Genomic DNA, 12,679 nt, shown 5'->3' with positions numbered 1-12,679 from the left:
CTTCGGACGGCCGGGTACGGGGATGAACGAGACGGGAACTGAGACGCGCCGGCTCATGCCTTAGGGGGCGGCAGACTTCCGGATGGGTTGGCGAGCGCTTTGTTCTGAAGCAAGCGGGAACCTTCCTGCCCCGTAGGACTCGCAGATCTGCATGCGGTCGAGGCCTTCAGGCACAGCCACTCACGTGGCCGCTGGTCACGGCTAATGCCGCTCCGGATGTGGGCAGCAGACTGCGCTGAAACCGTGGATTAAAGGGCCTTCCCGTGTGCGATAACAATCTGCTCTGAAGTGAATCGAATTAGAGGGATTTCTTTGGAGAGTTCGGCGTCGTGGGCGAAGGGCGCATATCTGGGAAGCGCGCCGTCTTTTGCGTGCACTAGAGAATTTCTCACCTTGTAGATGCGCTTTGCGAGAGCTTTCTTTATTTCATTACTGTCGGTCGCCTGGAGGTCCACTCTTCCTGCGTCGGCAAATGGGACCCCGGTGGTCTTGTAGTGCGCTACGAGCGTTCCGTCCCATGCGTTCAGATCCGAGATGAGCCGGTCAATGTCGATGAACTTTGCGAGGACGAGTTCGAGAGCGCGCTGCTCATTGACTCCACCCTCCTCCCTTACTTGCTTCTGTGCCGAATTGACGGTCTTGATTATCGATTGAATATCTTTTGCGCGGCGGACCGAGAAGGATGGATCTGTGATGCCTTTCCTTACCTGTTCAATCAAGTCGTCATTGAATACTTTCTCGAAGAAATGTTCGGCGATGTGGTAGTAGGACAGGTATTCAAGGAGGGGGATTTCTGCCGCAACGCCCATGAGGTAGTGGTGGATTAGATCAGTGTTGTAGGACTGGCGTGGAGCGTCGAGCTCCAGCTCCTTCATTCGGCGAACTCTTTGGATCCTCGGCGGACCAAAGGTGGAATCGCTTCCAAGGCGTGCTGCCGCGTCAAGGTTGTATGCGGCATGGAATAGAAATCCGTTGGCGAGGGTGTCGAAATCGACTCTCGGCTTGCTCGCGTCGATCTGCAGTGTGGTGGTCATGACGAGTTCCGCGATCAAGTCGAGCAGGCCATCGATGGGCTCAAGGTTTCTGTATTTTGGGTTGTTTCGTACCATGCGAGTACGCCTTTTGATGCCATTCCAGCGCGGCGTCTTCAGTACTTCGCTATTCTGTGCCAGCGAGCAAAGCAGGTGCGCGATAAAAACTGAAGATGGCTTTCCTACCTTGTAGGAGACTCCTTCTTCGCCCTGTTCCCCAATTTGCCGTTCTCCGAAGATTCCGTCAAAGAATCCGTGATCGTTGAGCGGGATGACCGTAAATTCGGCCTTGTCTGTCCAGTGGACTGCGCTTGTGCTGACTGAGATGCATTCTCGTAGGGTCTTGGCTATCTCGTCGATCTCGCTTGTCTTGATGCGGTCTATTGTGCGACCAGCGATAGTCAAGCCATCTTTTATGACGATGCCGTCGTCAGTTCCTTCGGCGTCCGGGAAGAGCAGCCGAACGCCGACGAGGAGGGATTCTTTATCCACCGTGAATGAAGTAGGTGATGTAGCCATCAAGGACCTCCAGCTCGGATTAGATGAGTGGGCGTCATCTTCTCAGTTTGGGCAGATGGAGGTGGGTGAAAGGCGTGAAATGGTCAGAGGTTTGTTGTCCGCGTGTGGTCGGCGTAGGTTCCAGCGATGTAGGGATCCTCGGGTGTCTGCCCGGTTCTGTAGGCGGGCTTGAGGCAGTGGTTCGGCCCGTCGCCGAGAGTGCGTGGCACTCTTGGCGGCGAGCCATCACACAGACGGGAGAGCAAGTGTCGGAGGTCAGTCCGCGGGGGACCTACCTGGTCATCTCGGAAGCACTGCGTAAAAGGGTCGAAGAGGGCGTCATCGTTGACGTGCTCCCATCCGAGGCCGATCTCGTCCGCGAGCACGGCGTTTCCAGGAACACGATTCGACGAGCTCTTAAGGTCCTCGAAGCTGAGGGGACCCTAGAGTCGGCGCCCGGGATCGGGTGGCGCGTTGCGCGAGGCGGCGACCGGCGATCCCTTGCGGAGCGGATGACTGATCTGATCGCAGAAGAACCGCTCGCGATCGGAGATGCGTACCCGTCCGAGGCGAAGCTCTGCGAGCGCTTCGGCGTATCCCGCACGGCGGTGCGCCGTGCCCTTGCTCAGATGGAGGGGACTGGCTTGCTCGACACTGTCCACGGCAAGGGGCGCACCGTACGTGACCTCCCCACTCAGACCGGCCGGCCGTAGCCTTGGCCGTCATGGGACTGACTACGTGGGCGTACTCGCTCTCCGAATTGCTGCTGTCTGATCCGCTGCCGCGCCGATGGGTGCACTCGCTCGGGGTCGCCGAGCGCGCTCGCTCCCTGGGACCGATCCTCAGCGCCGATGCGGAGCTGCTGGAAGCAGCTGCGGTGCTGCACGACATCGGCTACTCGCCGAGCCTCGCCACCACCGGCTTCCACCCGCTGGACGGGGCCCGGTTCCTCCGCGACCAGGAGGGCGCGGACGAACGGGTTGTCCGCCTCGTGGCCCATCACTCCTGCGCCCTCCTGGAGGCCGAGGAGCGAGGGCTCCGGCACGAGCTGGAGAGCGAGTTCGAGCTGGAACGCCCCGACCTCGTGGACGCGCTCCTGTTCTGCGACATGACGACTACGCCGGACGGGCTCCACACCACGCCGACGCGACGGCTGGCCGAGATCGTGGAGCGGTACGGGCCGGACACGATCGTTGGCCGCTTCATCCAGCGGGCGGCACCGGAGATCCACGCAGCCGCGGAGCGTGTGGAATCCCGTATGGCCAAGGCGGCCACCGGAGATCAGCCGATGTAGGGCGCACTCCGCGAGTCGTCCAGACCGTGCTGGATGCGCAGCCTCATGGACGGGTGGATATCTAGGTCGTCGAGGTCCGCCGGATCCATCCAGCGGACCTCTTTCGACTCGCTACTCGTCCGAAGCGAACCGCCGGTCGGGTGGGCGCGGAAGCAGATCGAGAACTGCTGCCGCACTTCCCCATCGTCGTACGCGAGCACGTGCTGAGGGTCGGTGTAGAGGCCCGAGATACTGTCGATCTCGACCGTGATCCCCGTTTCCTCCTCCACCTCCCGTACGACCGTGTCGCCGATGCTCTCGCCGATGTCGTGGCCACCTCCGGGAAGCGCCCACAGGTCGTTGTCGGTCTTGTGGATGATGAGCAGCCGTCCGGCATCGTCACGGACGACCGCGGTGACCGAGGGGACCACGGAGTTGGCGGCCGGCGCGTTGGGGTCGCGGAAGTAGTCGATTCGGCTCATGCGTGTGGACCTCCGAAGTCGACGGGAGACGCGATGGGCCTGGCCGACTCCCAGACCCGTTCGATGCTCTCAGCGTACGCATCGAACAGTTCACCCCCTGGCACCCGCTGGATGTGCAGGACTGGGGCCATGTACGCGCCGACCCCGTACAGGTGGCCGTTGGTCAGCATCTCGTCGTCAGCCCGGTAGATCGAGTTGTAGAGGGTCGTGGCGTGCAGCCTGAACTCCACCCCCGGGAGTCCGAAGAGGGGCCCGTAGTTGACGAGGGCATTCCGAACCTTGCTGGCCATGGCGGGTCCGATGCCCTCATCTGCACCGCGCACCGCGACGGCCGGGCTCTCCGGTTCGCCGAGCATGAAGCGGATGGAGACGCCGGCCGCTGACTTCTCCTTCACGACCTGGTGGAATGCGGAGTCCTCGGTGAGCCAGAAGCCGGAGTAGACGAGCACGTCGAAGTGCTCCTTCGCCTTCGCGTAGAGCTGTGGCCACAAGCGGTTCGGTACGACGGAGCGGTGCGGATACAGCTTGATCAGCTCTGCGTTTCCCGCCTCTGTCACCTCGGCAGATGTCCGTTCCTCCGGCCAGAGGTAGGACATCTCGCACTGAAGCAGTGAGGCGGCGGCGTACTGGAAGCGCCGGTAGGGCTTGCGCTTCGGATCGCCGATCCAGCGCTCCACCGTTTTCGCCGACACCCCTAAGCGCGCCCCAACTTGATCGAGCGTCAGGCCGCTCTCGATGATCGCGCCGCGCAGTCGTTCGTTGGCCATGCCGTGCTCTCCCCCCTGGGACGACTTGGTGCGACTTCACCGTAGCGAAGTCGTCCACAAGTCGTACATGTGCGGGGTCGATCGTCTTCGCCGCTGAGGCCAATCTGGAAGCAGATCGAGCGAGGGACTCGCAGAACCCCAAAAAAGCCGAAGGGCTTGACGGAGCGAATCCTTCTCTGCAAGATGAGGAACACGTAATACATGTTCCTCATGGAACGCCCGGAGGAAAGCCCCGCGGGGTGAGTACGAAGGCCGCGTCCGTTGCTTGAGAACTGAAGAGCGTGCCGACCCAGCCACATGCGCAGGTGTGGTCGATGGGTGCAGGCCACCACCCCGACCGCCCATGTCGGGCCAGGTGCCTGCCCGGATCCGCCTTCTCGGCGGATCCGGCATTGCGTGATCGGAGGGCTTCGCCCTCCGTGTTGCTCCGATGGTCGTAGGTCAGGTTCGACTCCTGGCCGGAGCGCGGGCCCCGTGTGCTGGGGCTCTGTGTGCAACTCCACCCCGGGGCGGTCGCCTCTCACCACGGACCGAGACTGCCCCGGATCCCTTCGCTCGGCAGGAGAGATCCACATGCGTACGTACATCGGCGGCCAGGAGGCCGTTAGCGTCAATGAGTTCATCGAGCTGGCTCTTGGTACCCCGCTGGAGCTGTGGCTCGGCGTGGAGGGTGAGAGCGTCGAGGAGCGTGCGGCCCGTCTGGATGCGACGACGTGTCCCGGGTCGCCGCCCGGGTGATCGAGGCCAGCGCCCCGGAGCTGTTCAGCGTCGTCCCGCTCATCCGGCCGGCGGCCCGCCGCCGGGCCCGCTCCCGCAAGGGGGCCGCGGCATGAGCGCGAACCTTCGTCGGTCCCTGGATCAGTACCTGATCTGGGCCGGTTCGCTGGCGGTGCTGGTGGCCGTACCGGGTGCCGTCGCGCTGCATGAAGCTTGGCTGCTGGCAGGTGCGGGGGCTGGCTGGTGCGTCCAGCACGTCGGCTGGGCCCGGCGCCGCCGCGCGATTGGCGGTGCGGCATGAACCGCACCGCCAAGGGCTTGCTGGTCGCCGCTCTCGTCGGCGTGGTCGCGATGGCCTTCCGGGTCTCGTGGAACGCTCAGCGGGACGTGGCGCGGACGGTCGGCGCGGACGGCACGGCCGCCCTGCTCTACCCGTTCGTGGTCGACGGCCTGATGGCCCTGGCCCTGGTCGCCACCCTCGTACTCACCGGCAAGGACAAGACGTTCGCCCTGCGGGTGCTGGCCGGGTACACGGTCGCCTCGCTGGTCCTCAACTACGTGCACGGCCTGGTCCCCGAGCTGCACGGCGGTGGACGTGTGCAGTTGGCCGACTGGGACCCCGCCAACTGGGTCCTCGTGCTGCTGGCGACCTCGCTTCCGGTCGGGTCCATCTTCTTCGGCTCCGACCTCGTAGCGAAGGTCCTGCACCACCGACCGGCCCGGATCGCAGATCAGGATGAATCAGATCAGCCCACCGCAAATCGGTTGGGGTCTGACCTGCCCAAGTCGACCCTCGCAGCCCCGGCTGAGGTGCCCGAACTCCCCGCCATTGAGTCGGCTGACCTCGTGCCGGTCGAGCTGCCGCAGTCGGCCCCGGTCCTGGCGGTCGCCGCGGTGCAGCACGCCCCGCGTCGGGCGACCGGTCGGGTGCCGGAGTCGGCCCGCACGCCTCGACCGACCCGCACCCCGAACGAACTTCTCGGCGAGGCCCGGTCGGCTACCGCCGACTGGCCGGACGCCGAGCTGACGGCGGAGGCGATCCGCAAAGCGGTCCGCACCTCGTCGGCCAACGGCCGCACCCTGCGGGACACCCTCAAGGCCGAGCGCGCCGACCAGGCGACCGCGGCCGGGGCGGTGGCCGGATGAGCCTGACGTTCGCCCGCTGCTTCGACCCGACCGGGGCCGTCCACGGGATACCCACCTTCCCTTGGCGCCTGGCCCCCGATGGCCTTGCAACCCGCCGCCAGCTCCGCGCCCTCGGGCTCCGCCCCGGCGGACAGGACATCGTCGGACAGGTCTTACGTCCGCGGTTTCGGCGCGGCCCGTTGACCGCGTTCTTGTACCGCGTCGACCGTGCGAAACCGGTCCGGCCGATGACGCCGGCCAAGACGGCCGCGCTGGCCAAGGCCAACACCGCCCGTCGTACCTGCCCCGAATGCCGGCGCGACGCGGGATACGTCATCCCCGCTCAGCTCGGCATGTGCATCCCCTGCGCCTACCCCGAAGGAGCCGCTCCGTGACCAGCACGACCGTATGGCCCGCCGGCGTCATCGCCCGCTACCTGACCAAGGCCGCCGAGATCACCGGCGACCACGAGGCCACCGTCGACATCAGCCAGGACCGCGACCGGACCACGGCGACCTGCCGGGGCTGCGAGCGGGACATCTCCGTCTGCCTCAACTACATGACCGAGGGCGCCAAGCGCGACGCCCAGAAGCACGCCGAGACCTGCCGCGCCATCCCCCGCCCCACCGCCTGAGCCCACTCGAAGGAGTCGAACCATCGTGACCGAGACCACCCCGTTCCCGCACCACGACGACCCGGACGAGCACACGGCCAAGGTGATGCCCTTCCCCAAGAAGACCCCCGGACCCGACGCCCCCGGCGTGGGCGAGGTCCGGCCCGGTGAGTGGCAGGCCGAACTCCCCGACACCGACGACGAGACCAGCGACATCACCGACGGCGCCCCGGTCGACCCGCCCCGGCAGGTGTACCCGCCGTCGGTCGCGGAGTGGATGCAGGCCCACGACAAGACCCGTCAGCCGGTCCTGCCCGACTGGGTCAAGCTCCCCAACCAGCGGACCGCCGTCCGACGCTGGGCCGTCCGCCACTACTCCACCCTCGTCGGGTACCACGCACTCCGACTCCCGGTGGTCTACACGCCGAAGATCCTGGCCTACGCCCCCCGCGGGGCCTGGCGCTGGTCGGCCGCGGCCGGCCGGTGGGTGTTCGACGCCGAGGGCAAGAACCTGCGCCTCGCCGCCGTCCGGGCCGAGGACGCGGGGGAGTACCTGAGCCTGTCCCGGCAGCGCAACGACCGCGTACGCCTTCGCGGCATCGTCGCCGCGGTCGCCGGGTTCGTCGGCCTGGCCGCCGCCCTGACCGTCTACGTCATGGCCCCGTCATGGATGCTGATGCTGTCCATTGCCGCGCTGACCACCACGCTCGGCGTGGTCGGGGCCCCGGCGGACAAGCCGCTCATCGACCGGGCGAAGGTCACCTTCCGCAAGCGGCGCCTGTCCTCCGACATCATCACCCGCGCCTTCGCTGCCGCCGGCCTGACCGTCAAGGATCAGGGGATCGCCTTCCCCCGCCCGATCGGCCGTGACGGGGACGGGTGGCGGGTCGTGGTCGACCTGCCCTACGGCAAGACGTTCGAGGACGCGCTGAAGAAGCATGTGCCGCTCGCCTCGGGCATCGACATCTCACCCACCCAGCTCTTCCTCGACCGCGACGAGACCAGTGCCCGCCGGGTGTCGATGTGGATCGCCGACCGCGACCCGCTCGCCGTCCCCGCCGGCCGCACCCCGCTGCTCGGTGCGACGAGGGTGGACTTCTGGAAGCCGTTCCCGTGGGGCGTGGACGAGCGCGGCAACCCGGTCATGGCCAGCATGCTGTGGCTGTCCCTCCTGGTCGGCGCCGTCCCCCGCCAGGGCAAGACGTTCTCCGCCCGCTCCATCGTCCTGGCCGCGGCCCTGGATCCGTACGTGCGGATCATCCTGTTCGACGGGAAGGCCTCGCCGGACTGGAGGTCGTTCTCCAAGGTCGCGCACCGGATCGGGTTCGGCATCGTGCCCCGCAACGGCTTCGACCCCGTAGAGCACCTCATCAACGCCCTGATGGAGCTGAAGGCCGACGTCGAGGATCGCTACCACCGCCTGTCCGAACTGCCCCTGCACATCTGCCCCGAGGGCAAGCTCACCCCGGAACTCTCCCGGGACAAGAAGATGAACATGCCCCTCACCCTCGTGGTCCTGGACGAGGTGCAGGAGTACCTGCAACACCCCGCCCACGGCAAGACGATCCTTGACCTGCTGGTCTACCTCGCCCGGGTCGCGCCGGCCGTCGGGGTCTCGGTCATGAACTCCACCCAGAAGCCCGACGACCAGGCCTGCCCCTCCGTCCTGCGTGACCAGCACCAGGCCCGGTTCTCCCTGCGGGTCGGCTCCTGGCAGGTGTCCGACGTCGTTCTCGGCGCCGGCTCGTACTCCGAGGGCCTGGACGCCTCCCGCCTCCTGAAGTCCCACAAGGGCGTCGGCCTCCTCAAGGGCATGAGCGACGACTCGGGGATCGTGCGCACCTACCTCGCCGACGGCCGCGACGCCGACAGCATCCTCGTCCGTGCCCGCGCCCTGCGCGAGGAGGAAGGAACCCTGACCGGCGACGCGATCGGCGAGGTCCCCGCTCCCCGCAGTGCGGACGCGATCCTGGACGACATCGCCACCGTGCTGGGCCGCTCCGAGGACAAGGTGTGGTCGGAGGTCATCGTTGACCGCCTCGCCGAACTCGACCCCGGCAGCTACGGGCCGTGGGCCGAGCTGGAGGGCCGCGCGAAGGCCGACCAGCTCGGCACCGTCCTCAAGCCGTTCGGCATCAAGACCGACCAGGTGTGGGGCAAGACGGACACCGGCAAGGGCGCCAACCGGCGCGGCATCGAGCGTCAGCACATCGTCGACGCCATCACCAAGCGTGACAAGAACCGGGCCGCGAAGTAGCCCGAGAGGCCGCTAGGTCTAGCAACCCACGTCGCTAGACCTAGCAACCTCGCTAGCGACCCACACCGCACCTGATCAGGTTGCTAGCGTCTAGCGGCCCACCTGCGAAAACCCCGAAAACCCGCCCAGGAGGGCCCCAATGAGCCTTGCCCTGCTCGCTAGCGCCTGCCTACTCGTCGTCACCCTCGGTTATGGCGTCAGGTGCTGGCTGTCCCCGTTCGGCACCTGCCGCAAGTGCGACGGCGTCGGCCAGCTCCTCAAGACCGACCGCAAGGGACGACCCAAGCGCGGCAAGGTCTGCCGCCGCTGCCACGGCCACGGCATACGCGTCCGCGTCGGCCGCCGCCTCCACAACCGCGCCGCCCGCATCCACCGCGCCGGCACCCGCTAACCCCAAGGGAGCACCGTCATGGCCCGCGAGAAGTACGCGCTCACCGACAAGGACCCGCACAGCCTCGGCGAACTCGCCCGCGTCGTCTACCTCGGCGCCAAGGCCGTCCGGCGCCAGCAGCGCGGCAAGTCCACCAAGCGGATCGAGAACGAGATCGACCGCATCCGCGAGGTCGCCCAGGCCCGCGAGGACGCCCGCGCCAAGCGCCGCAAGTAGCCCCTCCTCCAACCCCGAGCAAGGAGGCCTCCTATGGCCGTCACCATCACCCTCGTCGCCCTCTTCGGGCTCCTCCTCGCACTGCTCCTGCGCTCCAAGACCCTCGGCGTCGGCTCCGCCTTCGTCGCCGTGATGTTCGGCTTCTACCTCGCCTCCACCGGAGCCGCCCCCGCCGTCACCGAGATCGTCACCTCCGTCATCAACGCCATACCCGACCTGTAGGAGGCACCCCTTGAACCACCACGACCCGACCCGCTGGGAGACCGCCGAGATTCACCGGCCGGTCCCCATGGCCCCGGCGCCGCTGGTCGTCGTCCAGCAGCCGCACCCGCTGCCGGACGTCCAGACGATCCAGCTCCCGGACGGCCGGATCATCACCGGCTACGCCATCGCCCCCACGAAGGCCCCCGAGCCCGCCGCGGAGCGGCCGGCCATCAACCCGCTCGCCGTCAACATCGCCCTCGGCGGCATCGGCTTCGCCGCGGCCTGCGGCGGACTGATGCTCCTGACCACCTTCATCGCCGCCGTCGCCGCGCTGATCCAGCAGCTCGTCATCCTGGCCGCCGTCATCTTCGGCGGATGGATCGCCACCCAGGTCCTCGGCAACAACCACGGCCGCACTGGCGGAACGGTAGTCAACATCCGCCGGGCCGTCATCAAGCGCAACCACTTCCACAACTGAAGGAGCCCTCCATGAGCCACAGCCCCACCCTCGCCGCGACCCAGCACCCCACCCTGCACACCCAGGTTGACGGGGCCCGGTACCGGCCCGAACGCCTCACGGTGATCTCGGTTCTGTCCCACATCCGCAGCGCCCGTAAGAGCCCGCAGAACGTGGACGCGGTGAACGTCTACGCCTTCACCAGCCGCGACGGCATCCCGCTGCACGTGGTCTACATCCACCACACCCCGGGCCGCTGGCACGGAGTGAAGGACGTCATCGACGTCTACGAGATCCCCACCGCCGCGCTTACCGACCTGTAGCTGTGCCCGGGGCGGTCGCCTCTCACCACAAGACCGCGACCGCCCCGGCTTCTCCGTCCCTTCGCAGAAACAGGAGACCCCAAGCATGACTCAGACCACCCCCATCCTGCGAGCACACCAGCGCCCGGCCCTGCTGGACCTGTTCTGCTGTGCCGGCGGCGCCGCCATGGGCTACCACCGCGCCGGATTCGATGTGACCGGCGTCGACATCATCGACCGATCGGCCCGATACCCGTTCGCCTTCCAGCAGGGCGATGCCCTCGCGGTCCTCGCAGCGCTGATCGAGTCCGGGGAAATCGGCGCGTACTCGTTCATCCACGCCTCCCCGCCCTGCCAGGACGGATGCGCGCTGACCATCGGCACCAACCGGGCCATGGGCTGGGGCCGCACCCACGTCCAGCTCATCCCCGAACTTCGGGCCCTGCTCGACACCACAGGGCTCCCGTACATGATCGAGCAGCCCAACGGCAAAGCCCCCGTCCGCCGCGACATCACCCTGTGCGGCGAACAGTTCGCTCTCGGAGTGCTCCGCCACCGCAACTTCGAGCTGGGCGGCTGGACCACATCTCAGCCCGTCCACCCCAAGCACCGTGGCCGGGTACGCGGCTGGCGGCACGGACAGTACTTCGACGGACCGTACGTCGCCGCGTACGGCTCCGGCGGCGGGAAGGCCACCGTCACCGAGATGCAGGCCGCGATGGGGATCGACTGGACCGACGTCCGGGAGGAACTGACCGAAGCCATTCCCCCGGCCTACTCCCAGTGGCTCGGCCGTGTCTTCCTCACCCGTACCCTCGCCGGGGCGGTAGCCGCATGAGCGCGTCCACGATGGTGCTCCCGCTGCGGCGCCCGAACGGTATGCGTGTACTGGATCTGTGCTGCGGCGCCGGCGGCCTCTCGATGGGCTACTACCTTGCCGGATTCGACGTCACCGGCATCGACATCCACCCCATGCCGAACTACCCCTTCGCCTTCCACCAGGCCGACGCCCTCGAATACCTCGACCGGATCATCACCACGGGCGAGGTCGAGGAGTACGAGCTGATCCACGCGTCGTGGCCGTGTCAGAACAAGGCCCGGGTCACCGCCTGGCGCGGCAGCCGCGACGACCATCCCGACCTGATCACCCCCGGCAAGAGGCTCATGCAGGCCTCCGGACGGCCGTGGGCCCTGGAGAACGTCCCTGAGGCCGCCTGGGACGGCACCCTCCGTGCCGACTACCTCCTGTGCGGGACGCAGTTCGGCCTGAACGTCCGCCGCCACCGCGCCTTCGAAACCTCCTGGGCCGGTGGTGGCGACCTCCTGCCCCCTTGCTGGCACCACAAGGGCCTCTTGGCCTTCCAGCACAAGGGCGAGCGCGCGTACGCGGACGCCATGGGCTGCACCTGGATGAACAAGACCGAAGCCCGCCAGGCCGTACCCCCCGCCTACACCGAATGGATCGCCGACCAGTACCTCACCCACGAGGCGGAGGCAGCCGCATGAGGAACACCACCGGACACCTGCGAACCGCCCTCTGGCTCGCCGGGGTCGGTCTGCCGGTCCTGCCGCTCCGGGAGGGGAAGGAGCCGTTCGGGAACTGCCCGGGCTGCACCCGTTCGGCGTGCGGGGACCGGCCCCACATGAAGGCCGCGGGCCCCTGCCAGTGCCCGGCCCCCTGCCACGCCTGGGCAGCCGCCACAACCGACCCCGACGTCATCACCGGCCCGGCCTGGGCCCGCGCCTGGCGCCAGGCCGGGGCCGTCGCCTACCACCCCGGTGGCGGCGGTCTGACCGTGGTGGACTTGGACGACGCCGAAGCCGTCGCCTGGGCCCGCCAGACCCTGCCCGCCACCACGGTCGTCCCGACGACGCGGGGCGAGCACTGGATCTACCGGGGCACCATGCCGTCGAAGAACGGGGTCCGCCCCGGGGCCGACGTGAAGTCCACGATGTCCTACGTCCGCTGGCGCGGCCCCGGCGCCGGAACGATGGCCGTGCTGCCGGACGCCGTGCGCTCGCTCGTCGTGAAGGAACCCACCGTCCAGCAGACCCGCCCCGTCATCGTGGCGGTGCCGGCCGGGGGTGGGCAGTGCCCGCACCGCTCGCCCGCCTACCTGGAGCGCGGCATCGCCATGGCCGAGCAGTGCATCACCGCGGCGACCGCCACCATCCACAAGACCGTGTACCGGACGTTCCTCACCGTGCTGTCGGCCCATGGCAGGTGCGGCTGCCTGACCGAGGCCCACACCGCGCGGCTGTTCACCGCCGCGCAGGGCAAGGGCGAATCCGTCCGGCACTGCGAGGACGCCTGGACCAACGCCCGCACCGCATTGGGGATGTGAC

19 protein-coding genes are annotated in these 12,679 nt (G+C 67.6%); 16 read left to right on the top strand and 3 right to left on the bottom strand.

Translation table 11 applies throughout. The features are described from left to right. Positions 1 to 248: 248 nt before the first annotated feature. A complete protein-coding gene (locus NLX94_RS15630) occupies positions 249 to 1,550 on the bottom strand; it encodes a hypothetical protein (RefSeq protein ID WP_254383310.1) in 1,302 nt (433 codons plus the stop codon). Positions 1,551 to 1,795: 245 nt separating this feature from the next. Between NLX94_RS15630 and NLX94_RS15625 the strand changes: the two genes are divergently transcribed. Both NLX94_RS15625 and NLX94_RS15620 read left to right on the top strand, forming a co-directional pair. Then, on the top strand, positions 1,796 to 2,242 hold the full coding sequence (locus NLX94_RS15625) for a winged helix-turn-helix domain-containing protein (RefSeq protein WP_254383309.1): 447 nt from the start codon (positions 1,796 to 1,798) through the stop codon (positions 2,240 to 2,242). An 11-nt stretch (positions 2,243 to 2,253) separates the two neighbouring features. After that, positions 2,254 to 2,823, top strand: a complete 570-nt coding sequence (locus NLX94_RS15620; protein ID WP_254383308.1) for an HD domain-containing protein — start codon at positions 2,254 to 2,256, stop codon at positions 2,821 to 2,823. Here the strand turns inward: NLX94_RS15620 and NLX94_RS15615 are convergent. Then, positions 2,811 to 3,284 carry an NUDIX hydrolase gene (locus NLX94_RS15615; protein ID WP_254383307.1) on the bottom strand — a complete coding sequence of 158 codons (474 nt, stop codon included), beginning with the start codon at positions 3,282 to 3,284 and terminating at the stop codon, positions 2,811 to 2,813. The genes NLX94_RS15620 and NLX94_RS15615 overlap by 13 nt on opposite strands. Further along, entirely contained in the window at positions 3,281 to 4,051 is a 771-nt protein-coding gene (locus tag NLX94_RS15610; protein ID WP_254383306.1) for a helix-turn-helix domain-containing protein, read from the bottom strand. The genes NLX94_RS15615 and NLX94_RS15610 overlap by 4 nt, the downstream gene beginning before the upstream one ends. Before the next feature lie 573 nt (positions 4,052 to 4,624). Between NLX94_RS15610 and NLX94_RS39360 the strand changes: the two genes are divergently transcribed. The 14 genes from NLX94_RS39360 (at position 4,625) to NLX94_RS15540 (ending at position 12,678) form a co-directional block, all read left to right on the top strand. Further along, positions 4,625 to 4,789: a hypothetical protein gene (locus NLX94_RS39360; RefSeq protein WP_308402433.1), complete on the top strand. Its 165-nt coding sequence runs from the start codon at positions 4,625 to 4,627 to the stop codon at positions 4,787 to 4,789. A 91-nt stretch (positions 4,790 to 4,880) separates the two neighbouring features. Beyond that, positions 4,881 to 5,069: a hypothetical protein gene (locus tag NLX94_RS15600; protein WP_254383305.1), complete on the top strand. Its 189-nt coding sequence runs from the start codon at positions 4,881 to 4,883 to the stop codon at positions 5,067 to 5,069. Beyond that, on the top strand, positions 5,066 to 5,914 hold the full coding sequence (locus tag NLX94_RS15595) for a DUF2637 domain-containing protein (protein ID WP_254383304.1): 849 nt from the start codon (positions 5,066 to 5,068) through the stop codon (positions 5,912 to 5,914). Before NLX94_RS15600 ends, NLX94_RS15595 begins: the two co-directional genes overlap by 4 nt. Further along, positions 5,911 to 6,288 carry an RRQRL motif-containing zinc-binding protein gene (locus NLX94_RS15590; RefSeq protein WP_254383303.1) on the top strand — a complete coding sequence of 126 codons (378 nt, stop codon included), beginning with the start codon at positions 5,911 to 5,913 and terminating at the stop codon, positions 6,286 to 6,288. The genes NLX94_RS15595 and NLX94_RS15590 overlap by 4 nt, the downstream gene beginning before the upstream one ends. After that, positions 6,285 to 6,527, top strand: coding sequence for a hypothetical protein (locus NLX94_RS15585; RefSeq protein WP_254383302.1), 243 nt, complete (start codon positions 6,285 to 6,287; stop codon positions 6,525 to 6,527). Before NLX94_RS15590 ends, NLX94_RS15585 begins: the two co-directional genes overlap by 4 nt. 25 nt (positions 6,528 to 6,552) lie before the next feature. After that, positions 6,553 to 8,763 carry a cell division protein FtsK gene (locus NLX94_RS15580; RefSeq protein WP_254383301.1) on the top strand — a complete coding sequence of 737 codons (2,211 nt, stop codon included), beginning with the start codon at positions 6,553 to 6,555 and terminating at the stop codon, positions 8,761 to 8,763. A 139-nt stretch (positions 8,764 to 8,902) separates the two neighbouring features. Then, positions 8,903 to 9,154 carry a hypothetical protein gene (locus tag NLX94_RS15575; protein ID WP_254383300.1) on the top strand — a complete coding sequence of 84 codons (252 nt, stop codon included), beginning with the start codon at positions 8,903 to 8,905 and terminating at the stop codon, positions 9,152 to 9,154. Positions 9,155 to 9,172: 18 nt separating this feature from the next. After that, a complete protein-coding gene (locus tag NLX94_RS15570; RefSeq protein ID WP_254383299.1) occupies positions 9,173 to 9,370 on the top strand; it encodes a hypothetical protein in 198 nt (65 codons plus the stop codon). Between the two features lie 33 nt (positions 9,371 to 9,403). Beyond that, positions 9,404 to 9,592, top strand: coding sequence for a hypothetical protein (locus tag NLX94_RS15565; RefSeq protein ID WP_254383298.1), 189 nt, complete (start codon positions 9,404 to 9,406; stop codon positions 9,590 to 9,592). Positions 9,593 to 9,602: 10 nt separating this feature from the next. Continuing rightward, the gene (locus NLX94_RS15560; RefSeq protein WP_374683955.1) at positions 9,603 to 10,052 is read left to right on the top strand and encodes a hypothetical protein; all 450 of its coding nucleotides are present in this window, start codon (positions 9,603 to 9,605) and stop codon (positions 10,050 to 10,052) included. Positions 10,053 to 10,063: 11 nt separating this feature from the next. Continuing rightward, positions 10,064 to 10,354 carry a hypothetical protein gene (locus NLX94_RS15555; RefSeq protein WP_254383297.1) on the top strand — a complete coding sequence of 97 codons (291 nt, stop codon included), beginning with the start codon at positions 10,064 to 10,066 and terminating at the stop codon, positions 10,352 to 10,354. An 85-nt stretch (positions 10,355 to 10,439) separates the two neighbouring features. After that, complete coding sequence (locus NLX94_RS15550) at positions 10,440 to 11,171, top strand: DNA methylase (protein WP_254383296.1); 732 nt, start codon at positions 10,440 to 10,442, stop codon at positions 11,169 to 11,171. Then, the gene (locus tag NLX94_RS15545; protein WP_254383295.1) at positions 11,168 to 11,839 is read left to right on the top strand and encodes a DNA cytosine methyltransferase; all 672 of its coding nucleotides are present in this window, start codon (positions 11,168 to 11,170) and stop codon (positions 11,837 to 11,839) included. Before NLX94_RS15550 ends, NLX94_RS15545 begins: the two co-directional genes overlap by 4 nt. Next, positions 11,836 to 12,678: a bifunctional DNA primase/polymerase gene (locus tag NLX94_RS15540; RefSeq protein ID WP_254383294.1), complete on the top strand. Its 843-nt coding sequence runs from the start codon at positions 11,836 to 11,838 to the stop codon at positions 12,676 to 12,678. Before NLX94_RS15545 ends, NLX94_RS15540 begins: the two co-directional genes overlap by 4 nt. The last annotated feature ends 1 nt before the right edge of the window (position 12,679 follow it).

The organism is Streptomyces sp. TBY4 (assembly GCF_024213195.1).
GTDB lineage: Bacteria > Actinomycetota > Actinomycetes > Streptomycetales > Streptomycetaceae > Streptomyces.
This window is presented reverse-complemented; position numbering and strand designations above follow the sequence as displayed.